The sequence below is a fragment of the Rhodococcus sp. LW-XY12 genome (genome assembly GCF_019317345.1).
Classification (GTDB): Bacteria; Actinomycetota; Actinomycetes; order Mycobacteriales; family Mycobacteriaceae; genus Rhodococcus; species Rhodococcus pyridinivorans.
This window is the reverse complement of sequence record NZ_CP079225.1, coordinates 3740232-3762389: the sequence shown is the minus strand read 5'-3', so window position 1 is coordinate 3762389 and position 22158 is coordinate 3740232. Positions and strand designations below refer to the sequence as shown.

The following is a 22158-nucleotide window of genomic DNA, read 5'->3' as shown; positions in this document are numbered from 1 at the left end:
TTGCTCGGTTCGCAGACGCGGCCGTTGGGATCGAAAGCGAAGGGTATGGGCTTTTTCATGCGTTCACGACACGATGGCAGCTCGAACGGGGCCTCTCCGGTGAACGCATCCTCTTCGTCCGATTTCCCTTCGGAGACGCAGCCTCGCGAGACGCAGGACGGTGCCCGCAGCCGGGCACCGCGCCCCGAACGTGCACCCCGTCCCGAACGCGCGCCCCGGCCCGAGCGCGCACCCCGCCCCGAACGTGGCTCACGCCCCGAGCGCGCTGCGCGCCCGGCGCGCGGCGAGCGCGCCCGTGGTCGTCGGGGTGTGTTGTTGCCGCAGTTGTTGGTGTCGGCGGTGGAGTCGGCCGGTGATGCGGTGGCGGTGGTGGAGGGTTCTCGGTCGTTGTCGTATCGGGAGCTCGATGCGGTGTCGTCGCGGTGGGCGCGGTGGTTGATCGGTCGTGGGGTGGGGCCGGGGGATGCGGTGGTGGTGGCGGTGCCGCGGTCGCTCGAGTCGGTGGTGGTGTTGTGGGCGGTGGCGAAGTCGGGGGCGACGTTCGTGCCGGTGGATCCGGGTTATCCGGCCGAGCGGGTGCAGTTCATGGTGGCCGATTCGGGTGCGGTGTTGGCGTTGACGGTGTCGTCGGTGGCGCAGGTGGTGGCCGAGGCGGCGGGGTCGGTGCCGGTGGTGGCGGTCGACGAGGTGTCGGTGGCTGCGCGGGTGGGGCAGTTGTCGTCGCGTCCGGTTTCGTATGCGGATCGGGTGCGTTCGCTCGAGCTGTCGGATGCGGCGTGGATGATCTATACCTCGGGGTCGACGGGGCGGCCGAAGGGTGTGGTGGTTTCGCATGCCGGTATCGGTGGGGTGATGTCGGCCGAGCGTGAGCATTTCGGGGTCGATGGCTCCTCGCGGGTGTTGCATGTGTGTTCGCCGAGTTTCGATGTGTCGTTGCTCGAGTTGGGGGTGGGGTTCTCGGCGGGGGCGACGGTGGTGGTGGCGCCGGCGGGGGTCGGTGGTGGTCCGGATCTGGCGGATGTGATTGCGTCGCAGTCGGTGTCGCATGTGTTCATGACGCCGGGTGCGTTGGGGTCGATGGATCCTGCGGGCTTGGACGATCTGCGTGTGGTGGTCGTGGCGGGTGAGTCGTTCACCCCGGATCTGGTGCGGCGGTGGTCGGTGCCGGGTCGGCGGCGGTTCTTCAATGCCTATGGTCCGACGGAGACGACGATTCTGGCGACCTCGTCGGCGGAGCTGGTGCCCGATGCGCCGGTGGTGATCGGGTCGGCGATCGCGGGGGTGGGCGCGTTCGTGCTCGATGAGCGGTTGCGTCCGGTGCCCGAGGGTGTGGTCGGTGAGTTGTATGTGGCCGGGGCGCAGGTGGCGCGGGGCTATCACGGTCGGTTCGGGTTGACCGCGGCGCGGTTCGTGGCCGATCCGTTCACCCCGGGTGGCCGGATGTATCGGACGGGGGATCTGGTGCGTCGCGGCGGCGATGGGGTGTTCGAGTATGTGGGGCGCAGTGATTTCCAGGTCAAGATCCGGGGGTTCCGGATCGAGCTGGGGGAGATCGATGCGGTGTTGTCGTCGGTGCCGGGGGTCGGTTTCGCGGTGACGGTGGGGGCGGCGTTGGCGTCGGGGGAGTCGGCGTTGGTGTCGTATGTGGTGCCCGAGGCGGGGGCGGTGCTCGATCCGGCGCAGGTGCGGGCGTCGGTGGGGGAGGTGTTGCCCGGTTATATGGTGCCGTCGTCGGTGACGGTGCTCGACGAGGTGCCGCTCACGCCGGTGGGGAAGGTCGATCGGGCGGCGTTGCCGGCGCCGGTGTTCGAGGTGGCCGAGTATCGGGCGCCGCGGACGCCGGTGGAGATCGCGGTGGCCGAGGAGGTCGCGCAGGTTCTGGGGGTCGAGCGGGTCGGGTTGGACGATTCGTTCGTCGATCTCGGTGGTAATTCGTTGGCGGCGACGCGGTTGGTGGCGCGGTTGTCGGCGCGGTTGGGGTATCGGGTGGCGGTGCCGGTGGTGTTCGAGGCGTCGTCGGTGCAGGAGTTGGCGGCCCGTCTCGACACCGACACCGCCGGTGCCGGGGTCGGGAGTGTGGTGTTGGCGGCGCGGCAGCGTCCGGATCGGGTGCCGTTGTCGTTGGCGCAGCAACGCATGTGGTTCCTCAACCGGCTCGAACCGCATTCCGCCGTGAACAATATCCCTGTGGCCATTCGTCTTTCGGGACGTCTGGACGTCGATGCGCTGCAGGCAGCAGTCTCCGACGTGGTGGAACGTCACGAATCGCTCCGCACCGTCTACCCCGAGATCGACGGTGTCGGCTACCAGCAGGTGCTGCCCGCCGCGGACGCGGTCGTCGAGGTCCGTCCCGAGACCGTCGGGGCCGACGAGGTCCCGGCCCGGGTCGCCGAAGCGGTCACTACCGGCTTCGATGTGACGCAACAGGTTCCGATCCGAGTGCGCCTGTTCGCCGTGGCCCCGGACGAGCACGTGCTCGTCGTCGTGGTGCACCACATCTCCGCCGACGGCTACTCGATGGGGCCGCTGACCCGCGACGTGGTGACGGCCTACGCCGCGCGTGTCGCGGGCGGGGAACCCGGATGGGCACCGCTCGAGGTGCAGTACGCGGACTACACACTCTGGCAGCGCGAGGTCCTCGGCGAGGAGTCCGACCCCGAGTCGCTCATGGCGCGCGAGACGGACCTCTGGACGCGGACCCTCGCGGATCTGCCCGAAGAGGCGACGCTGCCGTCCGATCGTCCCCGGCCGGCCGTCGCGAGCTATCGGGGTGCCTCGCACCGCCTCACCCTCGACGAGCGGGTCCGCGCAGCGATCGCCGATCTCGCCCGCCGCAGCGGCGCAACGGAATTCATGGTCGTCCACGCCGCGCTCGCCGTGCTTCTCGCCCGGCTCGGCGGTAACGACGACATCACCATCGGTACTCCCGTCGCCGGCCGTGGCGACGCCGCGCTCGACGATCTGGTGGGCATGTTCGTCAACACCCTGGTGCTGCGTACACCCGTCGAACCCCAAGCGTCCTTCGGCGACTTCCTCGACTCGGTGCGCACGACCGACCTCGAGGCGTTCACCCACGCCGACGTGCCGTTCGAGCGGCTCGTCGAGGTGCTCGATCCACCTCGTTCGCAGGCGCGCCACCCACTCTTCCAGGTGATGCTCACCTTCCAGAACATGCCGGTCTCGCAGCTGGAACTGCCCGAGCTGACCGTCTCCGGTATCGACTTCGACGCGCAGGTCGCCAAGTTCGACCTGCAGGTCACCGTCGCGGATGTCGTCGACGCCGCCGGCGATCCCTCCGGTCTCGTGGTGGAATTCAACTACGCCACCGAACTGTTCGACCCGCAGACCGTCGCCGCTGTCGCAGAACGGTTCTCGCGGATCCTCGAGGCGGTCACCACCGATCCGCGCATCCCGGTCGGCGACGTGCCGCTCGTCACCGACGATGAGCTCGACCGCATCCTTACCGAGTGGAACACGCTCGGCGAATCCGTCCCGGTCGTCGAACCGGCCACGCTGTCTGCGCGTTTCGACGCGGCCGTCCGCACCCACACCGCGAATGCCGCGGTGACTCACGGGGAGACGACCCTCACGTACGCCGAACTCGGTGCCCGCGCGAACCGGATCGCACGCCGGCTCGTCGGCGCAGGCGTCGGACCGGGCACTCTCGTCGCGGTGGCCCTGCCGCGGACCGAGAACCTCGTGGTCGCTCTCACCGCGGTCGTGCTCTCCGGCGGCGCCTACCTGCCGATCGACACCGCTCACCCGCAGGACCGTGTGCGGTACATCCTCGACCAGGCACGGCCCCGCGTGATCCTCACCTCGGATGCACTCGGAGACGAGCCCGGAGCGGAGGCGTTGCGCGGCAGCGGAATCGAGATGCTCGATGTCGTCGCCGCACAAGACGACGCCTCGGTCTCGGCCGATCCGCTCACCGACGCCGACCGGATCGCATCGCCGCAGCCGGACGATCTCGCGTATGTCATCTTCACCTCCGGTTCCACCGGCCGCCCCAAGGGCGTCGCCGTCACACACCGGAACGTGCTGACCCTCTTCGCCAACGCCGAACCCCGCTTCGGCTTCGGCCCGGACGACGTGTGGACGCTGTTCCACTCCTACGCCTTCGACTTCTCGGTGTGGGAGCTGTGGGGACCGCTGCTGTACGGGGGCCGGCTCGTCGTCGTCGACTACCTCACCTCCCGGTCACCCGAGCTGTTCGCGCAGCTCGTGCGCCGCGAGGGCGTCACGGTGCTCAACCAGACGCCGTCGGCGTTCTACCAGTTCGACGAGGCCGATCGCACTCTCGCGGCCGACACAGCACCGCTCGCGCTGCGCTACGTCGTCTTCGGCGGTGAGGCACTCGACCCCGCCCGGCTCGCGGACTGGTTCGATCGTCACCCCGCCGGCCCACAACTGGTGAACATGTACGGCATCACCGAGACCACGGTGCACGTGTCGTACCAGCCCATCGACCGCGCCCTCGCGAAGGCCGGTGCCGCCAGCGCGATCGGACGGTCGCTTCCCGGACTGGACGCCTACGTCCTCGACCGGCGCCTGCATCCCGTGCCCGCCGGCGTGCCGGGCGAGCTGTACATCTCCGGCGACCAGCTATCCCGCGGATATCTCGGACGTCCCGACCTGACGGTCGCGCGCTTCGTCGCGAACCCCTTCGGTCGAGGTCGCCTCTACCGCACCGGCGACATCGCGCGGTGGAACGGTGAAGGCATCCTCGAATACGCGGGTCGCAGCGACTCGCAGGTCCAGCTCCGCGGCTTCCGCATCGAACTGGGCGAGATCGAGTCGCAGCTGCTGCAGGCTCCGGGTGTCGCACAGGCCGTCGCCATGGTCCGGGACGACGGACTCGGCGAACGTCTCGTCGGTTACGTCGTCGCCCGCACCGGTGAGACCGTCGACGCGGCCGCGGTGCGCGCGCACGCGTCCGAATTCCTCACGGGGTACATGGTTCCCGATGTGGTGACCGTGCTCGACGAACTCCCGCTCACGGTGAACGGCAAGCTCGACCGTCGCGCTCTCCCCGTGCCCCGCATCGACATCGACGCCGATCGTTTCCGCGAACCCGCCACCGAATCCGAACGGATCGTCGCGCAGGTCTGGAGCGAGGTACTGGGCATCGAACGCGTCGGCGCCGACGACTCGTTCTTCGACCTCGGCGGTAACTCCCTCGTCGCGACGCGGGTCGTCGCGCGCATCAACGAGGCGACCGGAGCGAGCCTGGCCATCCGCGAACTGTTCGAGGATCCCACCGTCGCGGGTCTGGCGGCGCGCGTCGACGCCGGCGGGTCCGATCGGGCCGTGCCGGAGCTCGTCGCACGGCCGCGTCCCGATCGCATCCCCCTCTCGCTCGCGCAGCAGCGCATGTGGGTGCTCAACCAGCTCGACCCGGGCTCCGCGACCTACAACATCCCGCTCGCCATCCGGCTGCGGGGCGCACTCGACATCGATGCGCTGACCGCGGCGGTGCGCGACGTCGTCGAGCGGCACGAGACGTTGCGCACCGTCTACACGCAGGACGAGCAGGGCCCGTTCCAGAAGATCCTGGATGCGGAGTCGATGCCGCCGCTCGAGGTGGTCCGCGTGGCCTCCGAGCAGGAGGCTTTCGAGGCCGTGGTCGAGGTCGCCTCGCAGGGATTCGACGTGTCCTCCGAGCCACCCGTGCGCGGTCGCCTCGTCTCGATCTCCGCCGGCGGTAGTGCAGGTTCGGTCGTCTCCGACGATCATGTCCTCGCGCTCGTGGTGCACCACATCTCGGCCGACGGCGCCTCGCTCGTGCCGTTGGCCCGCGACCTCATGGAGGCCTACGTCGCCCGGCTGTCCGGTTCGCGACCCGACCGCCCGCCGCTCGAGGTGCAGTACGCGGACTTCGCGGCGTGGCAGCAGGAGACCTTCGGCGACGCCGAGAACCCCGATTCGCCGGCGGGCAGGCAGCTCGCCTACTGGAAGCAGCAGCTGGCCGGGGTACCGGACCTGCTCGACCTGCCCACGGACCGGCCGCGCCCCGCGGTACCGAGCCTGCGCGGGGCCACGGTCTTCACCGAGGTCGACGCGTCGACCCGGCAGCGGCTCGAGGCGCTGGCGACCGAGAACCGTGCGTCGTTGTTCATGGTCGTCCACGCCGCGCTCGCCGTGCTGCTCGCGCGGATGAGCGGTTCGCGGGACGTCGTCGTGGGAACCGCCGTCGCGGGACGCGGCTCGCGGGTGCTCGACGACATCGTCGGCATGTTCGTGAACACACTCGCCCTGCGCACGGACGTCGATCCGGGCGCGCATTTCGCCGACATTCTCGAACAGGCACGCACCGCCGATCTCGAAGCGTTCGCGCACGCCGACATCCCGTTCGAGCGCATCGTCGACGAGGTCGTCGCCACCCGGTCGCCGGCACGTCATCCCGTCTTTCAGACGATGCTCTCGTTCCAGAACCTCGAACCCGCCCGGCTCGAACTGCCCGAGCTCACGGTGGAAGCACTCGATTCGGGGGTGCTCGCCGCGAAATTCGACCTGCAGGTGACCGTGGAGCCGCTCGCCGACGACGACGGCATGCGGATCGCGCTCACCTACGCCGTCGATCTCTTCGACGAGACGACGGCGCAGGCACTCGCGCAACGCTTCGTGACGGTCCTCGACGCCGTTGCCGCGGATCCCGGTTCGGTGGTCGGCGACATCGAGGTCCGGACCGAGACCGAGCGCGAGGCGGCAACCACCCCGGTCGCCGCTCCGGTGCGGGAAACCGCTCTCGAGACGGTCGACCGGACCGTCGTCCAGGAGTTGCAGATCGCGGTCGAGTCCGATCCCGAGGCGCCCGCCGTGGTGGTGGGCGACACCGAACTCGGCTTCGTCGACGTCGAGCGCCGGTCGTCGCAGTGGGCCCGGTACCTCATCTCCCGCGGAGCGGGTCCGGGTCGCACCGTCGCCGTCGACCTTCCGGTCGGTCCCGACCTGATCGTTGCGGTGTGGGCCGCCGTCAAGACGGGAGCCGCCGTCACGGTCGACCCCACGGTCACTGCCGACCACGTGCTGACCACCCTCGCACGCAGCGACGATCTGCGGTCGTCGGTCGCGGGGACGTTCGTCGACGATCCGGAGACGCTCGCCCTCGTCGCCGAGCAGCCGACCCGCTCGATCGCGTACACCGACCGTTCCGGTGTCCTCGGCCCCGACGACACGGCCGTCCGGACGAGTGAACTCGATCTCACCCACGGTGCGGTCGTCGCGGCGCTGCGGCGCGGCCGGAAGGACCTCGATCTGACCTACGAGTCGCGGGTCCTTCTCGCCGGTTCCCGCCTCGACCAGTGGACGGTCTTCGCCGTCCTGGCCGCGGCGATCACCGGTGCCGTCGTCGTTCCCGCCGGTCCCGACCATGACCCGGGCATCCTCGTCGACGAGGAGTGGGTGACCCACGGCTTCGTTCCGGCCGACGAACTCGCCGCTCTGCCCGACACCGAGGACCTCGTGGCGGTCGTCGTCACGGACGGGCCTGCGCACGACGGTGCGGAGCTCTCCGCCGGTCTCGCCGGCAAACTTTCCGACCTGCGTTCCCCCTGGGTCCTGCAGGAATGATTGCGGAAAGGTAACTTTACTTACCGGCCGAGTTCGTTCGGGGCGTCCACGGCCGGAAGGAGAGCTGTTCCGTGTTGCACAGAGGTCTTGTCGGGGGCCGAGCACGCTCGGGGACGCGCACACGGATGGGGAACCCGCCCAATGAGGGCACGGAGCCAAGATCGTGCTCGCCGTGGGAAGTCGAGTGAGCGTAGCTCGATGCGGGCCCGGGTGAGTCCGTGGCCGGCTGATGACGACGGAATTAACGTTGACGGTGTCCGCCCTACGGGGCACCCGGTGAGTAGGATGGTTGCCGCAGCGGCGCGCCGGCGTGGTCGCGATCGTCCCGGAACCGAAAGGACCGGAATACCGCTTCCATGGAGCTCGGGACAAGTAGGTGACGAATGATCTGTGCCTGCTTACGGACTTGGGACACCGGCGGGAGGGAAGATCTTGAGTTCGTCTCATTGCTGAGGATCGAATGTGATGAAGACAACCGCTCTCGAAAAGAATAGCGGTCTTCATGGCGAAACATTTGTGATGCAAGTATGCGTCGTCGGCTTGTCCGGTATTTTCCTGTTCTCCGCGGGACAAGTTGCCGCTACGATGGCAAACCATGATCCCATACATGCGTAGAGTGTTATCGGACCGATTTATGCCGCATCGCGAAGGCATCAGGACTTTTTGGTGGCGGCGCATGGGACTTGTTACCGACAGGCCGAATTTTGGTGACGAGCTCACATCCGGAATCGTCCATGGACTCGCCGGAGTTACGTGCACTTGGGCTCACCCCAAACGGAGTGAATTCATCGGTGCCGGGTCCATCCTGGAAATGGTGCAGGGCGCGGGTGCGCCAAGTGGGCTGAAGGTATGGGGTTCGGGATTCATGGCTAGCGGCACTGCGGGGGGGAGAAATTGGGATCATCCCGATTTCGATTTCTATGCGGTTCGGGGAGAACTCACTCTCTCACGTATCCGTCCGGTCCGAGATGTAGCCCTCGGTGACCCTGGCCTACTTGCCAGTAGAGTCTACCCCCGCTCACCGGTAGTGACTGGAAAGGTTGGTCTTGTCTACCATTATGTGGATGAGAAAGACGAGGTTGTACGAGCCCTCGCGCAACAGGGGCGCGTCGCACTTATCGACCCGTCCAGAGAACCCCGCGATGTCATTGCCGACATTACTGAATGTGAGTTCATCTTCTCGACGAGTCTTCACGGCCTTATTGTCGCCGATTCGTTCGGCATCCCGAATGCTTGGATCGCGCTGAGTGGCCGGATCGGTGGTGGTCGGTACAAGTTCGAGGACTACTATTCCGCCTTCGGTGGGACCGCAACACAGTACGATGCTGATCTCGTCTGGGATCCGGAGGCTGTGGAGGACCTGAAAAGGGGATATTGTGCTGTTCCAAATCTGAAAGAAATTCAGAGCAGGCTGATTCGAGCAATACCGTACCTGTAATGTTACATCGTAGAATCTCTATCACCGACGGGCAATGCTCTCGCCCCGCCACCAAGGCCGCGGATGCGTGATATTGACGAATGACTCTTGTACAGCGGAAGAAAAATTGCGTGAACAAGCATGTTCGCGATGAGTAGAAGACGCAAACCCAGATAGTCGTGTCCGTGGCGCACGAAAGTTCTCTTTGTCGCTCTCGTATATGAGAGGTAATCCTTCAAACTGCTATTTCCTCTACGTCCGGAAACCGAAAGGAGCATATCCGCTGCTTGACCGAGCTGAAATCCATGCTTCAAGAGGCAGAGGGAAAGATCGACGTCCTCATGGACGTCCCTAGATACGGCCGTGCTGTTCTCCACGGTCTCCCAAGCGCTTCGACGAATGGCCATATTAGCACCAGACAATACAACGACTGGGCGCGATCCTTTTGAGCGCCAGCGCCTTGAGAAACGATCGAAAATCGTGCGTTGCAAGCCGGCTACGGGCGACTCATATAGATATGATAGTCCTGTCACTGCAGCATACCCTGGTTGTTCCCGGAAGAATTCGTGAATCGCCCTAGCCCACGAATTGCCCACGATCGTATCGGCGTCTACGCGCGCTATTATGTCACCCGAAGTGGCGTTGAATCCCGCATTCCGGGCATGCACCACTCCCGGTGTCTGTTCCGAGATGACAGCAAACTTCTCAAAACGGTCACGGAAGAGCATTGCAATATCGCGCGTGCGATCGGTCGAATTGTTGTCGACAACCACAACTTCGTCAATCCATTCACGGTTGTGCGCGAGGGTCGACAGGCATTTCCGGATATACCGTTCCTCGTTGTAAGCGGGCACTACAACAGAGAGGGTTACTCGGCTCATGGCGATCTACGCTACCCATGAAGCGGAGTCCACGCTGGACAGGTGGAGCTGAGTGTAAGATATGTCACTTTAGAATTCCTTAGGGTGGCTCTGCCGTCGCCGTGCTATAATCCGCTGTTTTCGGGTCATATTCGCGTGTTGACGCTGCGGTCCTGCAGGATCTGTTCTCGGCCGGTAACTTTCTTTGCGACCAGGGACGTCGGGGTGCCTCGGTCGGGAGGAGTTTGATACGTGACGCACGCGAAATCCGACCAGGAAGGACCACGGTTCGGAAGAGTGACAGCGCCCGGTTCAGGCAGGGTTCGAACCCCAGTTTCGAGCCGTTCCAATCGACGTAGTGGTCGTCGGGGTGTGTTGTTGCCGCAGTTGTTGGTGTCGGCGGTGGAGTCGGCCGGTGATGCGGTGGCGGTGGTGGAGGGTTCTCGGTCGTTGTCGTATCGGGAGCTCGATGCGGTGTCGTCGCGGTGGGCGCGGTGGTTGATCGGTCGTGGGGTGGGGCCGGGGGATGCGGTGGTGGTGGCGGTGCCGCGGTCGCTCGAGTCGGTGGTGGTGTTGTGGGCGGTGGCGAAGTCGGGGGCGACGTTCGTGCCGGTGGATCCGGGTTATCCGGCCGAGCGGGTGCAGTTCATGGTGGCCGATTCGGGTGCGGTGTTGGCGTTGACGGTGTCGTCGGTGGCGCAGGTGGTGGCCGAGGCGGCGGGGTCGGTGCCGGTGGTGGCGGTCGACGAGGTGTCGGTGGCTGCGCGGGTGGGGCAGTTGTCGTCGCGTCCGGTTTCGTATGCGGATCGGGTGCGTTCGCTCGAGCTGTCGGATGCGGCGTGGATGATCTATACCTCGGGGTCGACGGGGCGGCCGAAGGGTGTGGTGGTTTCGCATGCCGGTATCGGTGGGGTGATGTCGGCCGAGCGTGAGCATTTCGGGGTCGATGGCTCCTCGCGGGTGTTGCATGTGTGTTCGCCGAGTTTCGATGTGTCGTTGCTCGAGTTGGGGGTGGGGTTCTCGGCGGGGGCGACGGTGGTGGTGGCGCCGGCGGGGGTCGGTGGTGGTCCGGATCTGGCGGATGTGATTGCGTCGCAGTCGGTGTCGCATGTGTTCATGACGCCGGGTGCGTTGGGGTCGATGGATCCTGCGGGCTTGGACGATCTGCGTGTGGTGGTCGTGGCGGGTGAGTCGTTCACCCCGGATCTGGTGCGGCGGTGGTCGGTGCCGGGTCGGCGGCGGTTCTTCAATGCCTATGGTCCGACGGAGACGACGATTCTGGCGACCTCGTCGGCGGAGCTGGTGCCCGATGCGCCGGTGGTGATCGGGTCGGCGATCGCGGGGGTGGGCGCGTTCGTGCTCGATGAGCGGTTGCGTCCGGTGCCCGAGGGTGTGGTCGGTGAGTTGTATGTGGCCGGGGCGCAGGTGGCGCGGGGCTATCACGGTCGGTTCGGGTTGACCGCGGCGCGGTTCGTGGCCGATCCGTTCACCCCGGGTGGCCGGATGTATCGGACGGGGGATCTGGTGCGTCGCGGCGGCGATGGGGTGTTCGAGTATGTGGGGCGCAGTGATTTCCAGGTCAAGATCCGGGGGTTCCGGATCGAGCTGGGGGAGATCGATGCGGTGTTGTCGTCGGTGCCGGGGGTCGGTTTCGCGGTGACGGTGGGGGCGGCGTTGGCGTCGGGGGAGTCGGCGTTGGTGTCGTATGTGGTGCCCGAGGCGGGGGCGGTGCTCGATCCGGCGCAGGTGCGGGCGTCGGTGGGGGAGGTGTTGCCCGGTTATATGGTGCCGTCGTCGGTGACGGTGCTCGACGAGGTGCCGCTCACGCCGGTGGGGAAGGTCGATCGGGCCGCGTTGCCGGCGCCGGTGTTCGAGGTGGCCGAGTATCGGGCGCCGCGGACGCCGGTGGAGATCGCGGTGGCCGAGGAGGTCGCGCAGGTTCTGGGGGTCGAGCGGGTCGGGTTGGACGATTCGTTCGTCGATCTCGGTGGTAATTCGTTGGCGGCGACGCGGTTGGTGGCGCGGTTGTCGGCGCGGTTGGGGTATCGGGTGGCGGTGCCGGTGGTGTTCGAGGCGTCGTCGGTGCAGGAGTTGGCGGCCCGTCTCGACACCGACACCGCCGGTGCCGGGGTCGGGAGTGTGGTGTTGGCGGCGCGGCAGCGTCCGGATCGGGTGCCGTTGTCGTTGGCGCAGCAACGCATGTGGTTCCTCGGACGATTCGATTCCTCTGCGGCATACAACATTCCGATCGTCGTCCGGCTGACCGGAGATCTCGACGCCGCGGCGATGCAGGCGGCGGTCCGCGATCTCGTCGCTCGGCACGAGACACTCCGCACCGTCTACCCCGAGATCGACGGTGTCCCGGTGCAGGAGGTCCTCCCGATCGAGGCGTTCCTGCCGGATCTCCTGCCGGTCGAAGTCGATCCCGACGCCGTGCGGTCCGAGGTCGACGCCGTCCTTTCGACCCGATTCGACGTCACCCGTGAGGTTCCGGTCCTGGCCCGACTGCTGCGGTGCAGTAGCAGTATCGAAAACGACAGTGATGCAACGGAACACGTGCTCGTCGTGGTCGTCCACCACATCGCCGCCGACGGAGCGTCGCTCGCGCCGCTGACCCGCGACCTCGCCGCCTTCTACGCCGCCCGCGCGACCGGGACCACGGCCGAGTTGCCGCCGCTGGCCGTCCAGTACGCGGATTACGCACTGTGGCAACGGGATGCGCTCGGTGATGCATCCGACCCGGAATCGGTCGCCGCGCGGCAACTCGACTACTGGCGGCGCGCCCTCGACGGGTTGCCCGACCAGCTCGATCTGCCCACCGACCGTCCCCGGCCGACCGTGCAGTCGCACCGCGGGGGCAGTGTCGACGTCGAGGTCGACGCCCACGTCCACGAGCAGTTGCGCGAACTCGCCGCGCGTCACGGTGCGACCCCGTTCATGGTCGCCCAGGCCGCCTTCGCGGTGATGCTCGCCCGGTTGTCGGCGACGCGCGACATCGCCATCGGCACCCCCGTCGCCGGGCGCACCGATCCGCTGCTCGACGACCTCATCGGCATGTTCGTCAACACCCTCGTCTTCCGGACCGTCGTGGACCCCGCCGAATCCTTCGACGAACTCCTCGACCGCAGTCGCGCGACGGTGCTGGAGGCCTTCGACCACGCCGACCTGCCGTTCGAGCGGCTCGTCGAAGCGCTCGATCCGGCCCGATCCCTGGCACGGCACCCGCTCTTCCAGGTGGGCCTGTCGTTCCAGAACCTCGCACCGTCCCGGCTCGACCTTCCCGGTCTGTCCGTCGAGAGTCTGGTCCCCGACACTCGTATCTCGCAGTTCGACCTGCATCTGCTCGTCGGCGAACGCGTCGACCAGGACGGGCGGTGCGGCGGGCTGGCGGGTCGGCTCACGTATGCGGCCGACCTGTTCGACGAGGAGACCGCCCGCTCGTTCTCGTCCATGTTCACGCGCGTGCTCGCCGCACTCGTGGACTGCCCGTCACGTCCCGTCGGCGATGCCGACATGATCGGAGAGGACGAGCGGACCAGGCTGCTCGACATCGGCAGGGGAAAGTACCGCCGGTCGGACGCATCCGTCCTTCCCGATCCGTTCCGGGCGCACGCCGATCGTCGCCCCGATGCGATCGCCCTCGTTCACGAGGGAACGTCGGTGTCCTACAGGGAATTCGACGAGCGTGTGAACCGGTGTGCGCGTGCGCTGATCGCGGCCGGTGTCGGCCCCGAGACCCGGGTCGGCCTCATGATCGGACAATCCGTCGAGTTGGTCGTCGCGATGTACGCGGTGTCCGTCGCCGGCGGAGCTTACGTTCCGCTCGACCCCTCCCTGCCACCCGGACGCATCGCGCAGATCGTCGCGGCCGCCGAACCCGCCGTCGTCGTACGTGTGGGTGGGGCGTCCGCAGCCGTCGATCTCGGCGGTGCCGCGGTGATCGACGTCGACGATCCGGCCCATGCCGGACTGTCCGCAGCGCCGGTGACCGATGCCGAACGGCTCGCCCGGCTGCGACCGGAGAACATCGCGTACGTCCTGTTCACCTCCGGTTCGACGGGGGTCCCCAAGGGTGTTGCGGTCACCCATCGTGCGGTCACCAATCAGATGTGTTGGCTGCGAGAGCGATTCGACCTCGGACCCGACGACGTGTCGGTCCTGCACACCCCGGCGACCTTCGACCTGTCGGTCTGGGAGTTCTGGGGCTGGTCGACGTGCGGTGGCCGGCTGGTGATCGCCGACCGGGGACGCCACCCCGACCCCCGCGCCATGATCGCCCTGCTCGAGCGTGAACGGGTCACCACCTTCCACGGGGTTCCGACCATGCTCGGCATGTTCCTGTCGGGGGTCGAGAAGCGACTTCCGTCGACGTTGCGGCGTGTGCTGTCCATCGGTGAGTCCCTGCCCGCCGCGACCGCGCGGGAGTTCGCCGCCCGCAGCGACGCCGAACTGGTGAATCTCTACGGGCCGACGGAAGCGGCCGTCTCGGTGACCGATCACCCGGTGACCGACGCCGACGTCCACGGCGTGCCGATCGGGACACCGGTGTGGAACACGGGCGTCCACGTGCTCGACGACCGCCTCGGTGCGGTCCCGCTCGGCGCGGTCGGGGAGTTGTACCTGTCCGGCGAGCAACTCGCGCGCGGTTACGTCGCGCGGGCGGGTGAGACCGCCGGCAGGTTCGTCGCCGACCCCTTCGGCAGCGGAGGGCGTCTCTACCGGACCGGGGACCTGGTGCGCTGGGTCACGAGCGCACGCGGACCCGAACTCGACTACATCGGTCGCCGGGATCTCCAGGTGAAGATCCGCGGGTTCCGGATCGAGCTCGGTGAGATCGAGGACGCACTCCGGGCATGCCCCGGCGTCGCTGCCGCGGCGGCAACGGTGCAGCAGGATGCACATCGTGGCGACCGCGTGGTGGCCTTCGTGGTCGTCTCGGACGGCACCGAACCGGACACCGCCGCCCTGCGGACCTCGCTCGGCGAACGGTTACCGAACTACATGGTCCCGGCCGACATCCGCGCGATCGACTGCCTGCCGAAGGGGAGCACCGGCAAACTCGATCGGAACGCCCTCCCACTCGTCCCGGCCGCGCCGGCCGAGCACCGTCCGCCCGCCACCGCCGTCGAATCCGCCGTTGCGAAGGTGTTCGGGAAGGTCCTCGGCATCGAGTCGGTCGGACGTGACGACGACTTCTTCCGCTCGGGCGGTACCTCGCTGGTCGCGGTCCGGGCGGTCAGCGAACTCGCGGCGGCGCTGGAGCGTCCCGTGCCCCTCGAGTGGCTGTTCGCCCACCCCGTCGTCGCCGAACTGGCGGAGCGGATCGAACGCAGCGAGCGCGACGGTGAGGAGTCGGCGTCCACGGCGTTCGACGTCGTGTTCCCCCTGCGCACGGGACCCGCCTCCGGTGAGCCGGTCTTCTTCGTCCACCCCGTCGTCGGCCTCGCCTGGGGATTCTCGCGGCTCGCGGAGTTCATCGACGCCGGTCGTCCGGTCTACGGACTGCAGTCGCCCGCGCTGTCGGGCACCGAGGAGCTTCCCGGATCGATCCGGGAATGGGCTGCCCTGTACGTGGACGAGATCCGGCGCGCGCACCCCGACGGGCCCTACCACCTCGTCGGGTGGTCTATGGGCGGAGTGATCGCGCACGAGATGGCCGTGCAACTGCAACGACACGGGAGCTCCGTGGACTCCCTCGTCCTGCTCGATGCGCACGTCCCGGCCCCGCTACCGGAGTCCGTCGATCCGCAGTCGGTGGCCCTCGCGGCCCTGAACGGTCTCGACAACGGTGACCGCGCCACGCCGAACGTCGGGGATATCACATCGATTCTCGGGCGTGGCGAATTCGACAGCGACGTCTTCCCGTCCATGGAGTCGTTTCTCGGCGGCATCAGTCATTCGTTCGACGTTCTCGAGCGGCACTACCCGGGACGCTTCGACGGCGACCTGCTCTTCGTGGGGTCGCGGAGTTCGGCGTCGCCGGAAGACGATTCCCGGAGGGACTGGACCGAGTTCGTCACCGGACGGGTGCACCGCCACGACATCGACGTGTCCCACTGGGCGATGACGGGCGAGCACGCGTGTCGCACCGTCGGCCCGCTCCTCGACGCCTGGTGCAACCGCCGTGTATGTCCGAATTGCGAAGTCCGCAAGCGCGACTCGACACTCCGTGTCGGGCACTGATGTGGCAGCGTTCGTACTCCTGTGCGAGACTCGTGTAGTTCGGCGTACGTGATCCGGCTGTCGGGGGCCTGATCGCGTCGATACGCCAGGGCGCGTGCCTGTTTCGGCGTGCGTTCATCAGCCGTACCGTCCCCCGGCGCGAAGCGGGGAGTGGTATGACGACGAATGCGATGGACTTCGACTCGGCCCACTCGGACGAGGGATCCGTTTCCGGGATCCGTACGTCGGGCAGCCCTCGGAGATTGCGCCGCAGCGCACCGACCGCATCGTTGCCCCATCTGCTCGCCGTCGCCGTCGAACGGAATCCGGACGGCATCGCCGTCGTCTCCGAATCCGGCGCTCTCACCTACCGCGAACTCGACGCGGGATCGTCACGCCTTGCCCGTCTTCTGATCTCGCGCGGAATCGGTCCCGAGGACTGCGTGGCGCAGTTCCTCACGCGCTCGCTCGAATCCGTCCTCGCGACATGGGCGGTGGCGAAGACCGGCGCGGCGTTCGTGCCCGTCGACCCCACCTATCCCGCCGATCGCATCGCCTACATGCTGGACGATTCGGGGGCCGGGCTCGTCCTGACCACCGAGGAACACGCCGGCACGCTGCCCGGTGAGGTACCCGCACTCGTGCTCGACACGGCCGAGGTGCGCGACGAATCGGCCGGGATGTCCTCGGAGCCCGTCTTCTTCGACGAGCGACGCGGTGTCGTCCGTGCGGAGAACGCGGCGTACGTCATCTACACCTCCGGCTCCACCGGTCGCCCCAAGGGCGTCGTGGTGACGCATTCGGGGCTCGCCAACTTCTGCGCCGAACAGGTGGAGCGCTACGGACTCTCGTCGCAGTCGCGCACATTGCATTTCGCGTCACCGAGTTTCGACGCCTCCGTGCTGGAACTCCTGCTGGCGGTGGGTGCGTCGTCGACGATGGTCGTCGCCCCGCTGACCGTCTTCGGCGGGTCGGAGTTCGCGGATGTCGTGCGGAAGCACGGGGTCACACACGCATTCGTCACACCCGCTGCGCTGGCCTCGGTGGACCCGGCCGGTCTCGAGGTACTCGGCACCGTCGCGGTGGGCGGCGAGGCGTGCCCGCCCGAACTCGTGACGCGATGGGCGCCGGGCCGCCGCTTCCACAACGTCTACGGACCCACCGAGACGACCATCGTCTCGAACATCTCCGAACCCCTCACCCCGGGCGACCGGGTGACGATCGGACCTCCGATCGGCAATGTCACGGAGACCGTGCTCGATTCGCGACTCCACCTCGTCCCCGTCGGTGTCGCGGGCGAACTCTACACAGCAGGGCCGGGGGTGGCCCGCGGGTATCTCGGTCGCCCAGGGCTCACCGCAGCGCGATTCGTCGCAGCGCCGGGAGGTGCGCGGATGTACCGCACCGGCGACGTCGTGCGCGGACCCGAGACGCCCTCGTCGGGCATCGTCTACGTGGGCCGTAACGACTTCCAGGTCAAGGTCCGCGGATTCCGCATCGAACTCGGGGAGATCGACGCCGCACTCGCGTCGCACCCAGGGGTCGACTTCGCCCTCACCGTCGGCCGCGAGACCCCTGCCGGCGAGACCCAACTCGTCTCCTACGTGCACGGCACCGACGACCCGCTCGATCCGGGCAGCCTCGTCGAACACGTCGCCGGCGTGCTCCCGACGTACATGGTCCCCGCCGCGGTCGTGCCCCTCGACCGCATCCCGCTGACCCCCTCCGGCAAGGTCGACCGCGCGGCGCTTCCCGAGGTGGGAACGACCGTCGCCGAATTCCGCGCTCCCGTCACCGCTTCCGAGAAGGCCGTCGCCGATGTCTTCGCCGATGTCCTCGGTGTGGACCGGGTCGGACTCGACGACGACTTCTTCGATCTCGGCGGCAACTCGCTCCTCGCGACGTCCGTCGTCGGCCGCCTCCGCGCGCGTCTCGGCGTCACAGTCCGCGCGGCCGCGCTGTTCGACGAGCCGACCGTCGCGGCACTCGCCCGGCACCTCGACGCGGCCGGCTCCGATCGCGCGGTACCGCTCGTCGCCGGCCCGCGACCCGCACACCTGCCGCTGTCCTACGCGCAGCAGCGCATGTGGTTCCTCAACCGCCTCGATCCCGAATCCGCCCTGTACAACATCCCTCTCGCGGTGCGTCTGACCGGTGGGCTCGACGTCGACGCGATGCGCGCGGCGTTCGCCGACCTCGTCGAGCGTCACGAGACCCTCCGTACCGTCTACCCCGAGATCGACGGTGTGGGTGAGCAGCGCATCCTCGAACCGGGAGCACGCGTCGTCGACGTTCCGGTCGAGCAGGTGCCCGCCGGCGAGTTGCCGGAGCATCTCGCGCGCGTCGCGGGCCGCGGATTCGACGTCACGGCCGAGGTTCCGGTGCGTGCGCACCTGTTCGCGACCGCACCCGACGAGCACGTGCTCGTCCTCGTCCTGCACCACATCGCCGGCGACGGCACCTCGCTCGCGCCGCTCGTGCGCGACCTCGTCACCGCGTACACCGCACGTGTCGGTGGGCACGCGCCCGACTGGGTGCCCCTGCCGGTGCAGTACGCCGACTACACGCTGTGGCAACGGGAGGTCCTCGGCACCGACGACGACCCCGAATCGATCGCGGGCCGTCAGCTCGCGTACTGGACGGGCGCGCTCGCCGGTGTCCCCGAGCATCTCGATCTCGCCACCGACCACGTGCGACCTGCGATCCTCGGCGCGGGCGGCGGTGCCGTGCGCGTCGAACTCGAGGACGACGTCCACGAGGCGATCACCGGCCTCGCCCGCCGGGCGGGAACCACCCCGTTCATGGTCGTGCACGCCGCACTCGCCGCACTCCTCGCGCGCCTGTCGAACACCCACGACGTCGTGATCGGGACCCCCGTCGCCGGTCGCTCGGCGCCCGAACTCGACGGTGTCGTGGGCATGTTCGTCAACATGCTCGCGCTGCGCACCGAGGTCGATCTCGGCGGCACCTTCGCCGATCTGCTCGAGCAGGCCCGCACGGTCGACATCGATGCCTTCGACCACGCCGACATCCCGTTCGAACGGCTCGTCGAGGTGCTCGACCCCGTCCGGTCGCCGTCCCGGCACCCCCTCTTCCAGGTCGGGTTGTCGTATCACAACTTCACCATCGACGCGCTCGAGCTGCCGGGCCTGCGAGTGGAGGCGCTCGACGCGTCGTCCTCGTCGGTCCGCTTCGACCTGCACGTGACGATCGTCGACAAAGGCGTCGACGGCGGACCGGGTGGATTCGACATCGAATTCGGTTACGCTACCGACCTGTTCGAGGAACCCTCGATCCGGCGCATGGTCGACCGCTACCTGCGCATCCTGCGCTCCGTCGCCGAGGACGCCGACGTCGTGGTCGGCGACATCGACCTGCACGAGCCCGACCAGCTCGCCGCGATGCTCGAAGCCTGGGAGGCCGAACAGCTCGCGGTGGGCCCCGGCCGGACCCTCGCCGACCTGTTCGACGATCAGGCCCGCACGACGCCCACGGCGTGCGCGCTCGTCGACGCGAACAGCGAACTCACCTACGGGGACTTCGCCGACCGGGTGCGACGCCTCGCACGGATGCTGATCGAACACGGCGTCGGTCCCGAGACGGTCGTCGCGCTCCCGATCCGACGTTCGATCGACCTCGTCGTCGCGATGTACGCGGTCGTCGAGGCCGGCGGTGCATATCTGCCGCTCGACCCCGACCACCCGCGCGAACGCGTCGAGTACATCCTCGGATCCGCCGACCCCGCCTGCATTCTCACCACGAGCCGCGACCGCCTCGACCTGCCCGGCGACCGGCCGACCATCGAGGTCGACACCGTCGACCTCGCTGCCTACAGCGGCAAGGAGATCCGCAACGCCGACCGCCTCGCCCCGCTGCGCGCGAGCAACGCCGCCTACGTGATCTATACGTCCGGATCGACGGGACGGCCGAAGGGCGTCGTCGTGCCGCACGAGGCGATCGTCAACCAGCTCGTCTGGAAGCGGAAGGAATACCGCCTCGGCGTGGGCGACGCCGTCCTGCTCAAGACTGCAGCGACCTTCGACCTGTCGGTGTGGGAGTTCTGGTCGTCGCTGACCTCCGGCGCGAAACTCGTCGTCGCCGCACCCGACGGCCACCGCGACCCGGCCTACCTCAACGACCTGATCCGCCGCGAGCACGTGACGACCCTGCACGTCGTGCCCTCGATGCTCGACGCGCTGCTCGACGACGCCGACGGCGAACTGCCCGACTCGCTGCGACGAGTGCTCGCGATCGGTGAGGTGCTTCCCGTCGACACGGCCGAACGCACCCTCGAGCGGTCGCACACCGATCTCGTCAACCTGTACGGGCCGACGGAGGCGGCGGTCTCGGTGACCGCGCACCGCGTCACCGAGACGGGGGAGAGCTCGATTCCGATCGGCGGCCCGATCCCCAACACGCAGGTCTTCGTCCTCGACGAGCGGCTGCACCCGGTGCCCCCGGGAGTGGCCGGAGAGCTCTACCTCGCAGGAACCCAGCTCGCGCGCGGCTACTCCGGCCGACCGGAGCTGACCGCCGAGCGGTTCGTCGCAAACCCGTTCGGCGACCCCGGCACACGCCTGTACCGCACCGGCGACCTCGTGCGCTGGCGGTTCGACGACGATCAGCTGTCGGGCACGCTCGAATACCTCGACCGGGCCGACTTCCAGGTGAAGGTGCGTGGTTTCCGCATCGAGCTCGGGGAGATCGAGTCCGCGCTGCGGGCGCTGCCGCAGATCCGCGACGCGGTGGTGACGGTGCAGCACGGCGACCGGATCGTCGCGTTCGTCGTCCCCACCGGCGGAGCCCCCGACATCACCGCGATCCGCGGCGCGCTGGCGCGGACGCTGCCGTCCTACATGGTCCCGCAGGGCTTCGTCACCCTCGACGCCCTCCCGCTTAACGTCAACGGCAAGGTCGACCGCAAGGCCCTCCCGGAGGCGGAGGTCGTCACGGCGCCCTACCGCGCCCCGCGCACCGGCACGGAGGCGACGGTCGCGTCGGTCTACGCCGAAGTGCTCGGCAGCGACGACCCGGTCGGTCTCGACGACGACTTCTTCGGTATCGGCGGCAACTCGCTCAGCGCGGTCAAGGTCGCCGCGCGCCTGCGCGACCGCCTCGACGCCCACGTCGAGCTGCCGTGGTTGTTCCTGCACCCGGGTGTGGAGGAACTCGCCGCCCGGATCGACTCGCACAGCACGTCCGAGACGGACACGCTCGGCACTGCCGGGCTCGACCCGCTGCTGCCGCTGCGTTCCGGTGGGGACGGTGCACCGGTGTTCTGCATCCACCCCGTCACCGGCCTCGCATGGGGCTTCGCCGGCCTCGTGCCGTACCTCGGCGACCGTCCCGTCTACGGTCTGCAGTCGCCCGCGCTCGGCGAGGCGGACGACCTGCCCGGCGACATCGACGCCTGGGCGGACGAGTACGTCCGGCTCATCCGGCAGGCGCACCCGCACGGCCCCTACCATCTCGTCGGATGGTCCATGGGCGGCATCCTCGCCCACGCCGTCGCGGTCCGGCTGCGACGGGCGGGGGAGCAGGTCCCGACCCTCGCGATCCTCGACGCCTACCCCGAGACCGGGGCCGCGCGGGCCGACGCGCAGCCCACCGCGGCCACCGCCCCGACGGTCGCGAACGTGCTCGGCATCCCGGCCGAGGGCCCGGCTGCGGAGATCCCCCTCACCGAGCTCACCGCCGAGAGCGCGCAGCAGGTGGTGCAGGCTCTGCCGGCTCCGTTCGACAGCCTGTCCCCGGAACGGATCACCCGGATCGTCGAGGGCGTCCGGCACTCGTACTCGGTCCTCGCGACGCATCGTCCCGAGGTCTACGACGGTGACCTGACGGTCTTCATCGCCGAGACCGATCGTCCGATGTCCTCCACCGAGGCCTGGTATCCCTACGTGAACGGGCTGGTGACCACGCGTGAGGTGCCGGTCTCGCATTGGGACATGGCCACCAGGAAGGCGTGGGCGGTCATCGGACCCGCCATCGGTCGCCGTCTCGACGAGAGGCGCTGACCGGCCACAACTCGACATCCCGCCACGGTGGGGCGGCCCGCACGGGTCGTCCCACCGTGGCGTGCGCGCCCACGGCCGTAACATGGCTTCTCGGCCACCGATGCTCTAATGGGCACATGACTGCCCGGTA

At 68.2% G+C, this 22158-nt stretch carries 5 protein-coding genes; 4 read left to right on the top strand and 1 reads right to left on the bottom strand.

The annotated features are described in order from the left end of the window. Positions 1 to 45 precede the first annotated feature (45 nt). Both KXC42_RS17505 and KXC42_RS17500 read left to right on the top strand, forming a co-directional pair. Entirely contained in the window at positions 46 to 7572 is a 7527-nt protein-coding gene (locus KXC42_RS17505; RefSeq protein WP_373922159.1) for an amino acid adenylation domain-containing protein, read from the top strand. Positions 7573 to 8437: 865 nt separating this feature from the next. Beyond that, the gene (locus KXC42_RS17500; protein ID WP_158455910.1) at positions 8438 to 9010 is read left to right on the top strand and encodes a polysaccharide pyruvyl transferase family protein; all 573 of its coding nucleotides are present in this window, start codon (positions 8438 to 8440) and stop codon (positions 9008 to 9010) included. A 2-nt stretch (positions 9011 to 9012) separates the two neighbouring features. On the opposite strand, the gene KXC42_RS17495 is transcribed toward KXC42_RS17500, so the two are convergent. After that, positions 9013 to 9870, bottom strand: a complete 858-nt coding sequence (locus KXC42_RS17495) for a glycosyltransferase family 2 protein (RefSeq protein WP_080678480.1) — start codon at positions 9868 to 9870, stop codon at positions 9013 to 9015. Positions 9871 to 10221: 351 nt separating this feature from the next. On the opposite strand from KXC42_RS17495, the gene KXC42_RS17490 reads away from it, so the two are divergent. Continuing rightward, entirely contained in the window at positions 10222 to 16032 is a 5811-nt protein-coding gene (locus KXC42_RS17490) for a non-ribosomal peptide synthetase (protein WP_219129323.1), read from the top strand. A gap of 155 nt (positions 16033 to 16187) precedes the next feature. After that, positions 16188 to 22028, top strand: a complete 5841-nt coding sequence (locus KXC42_RS17485; protein ID WP_033098812.1) for a non-ribosomal peptide synthetase — start codon at positions 16188 to 16190, stop codon at positions 22026 to 22028. Positions 22029 to 22158: the final 130 nt, after the last annotated feature.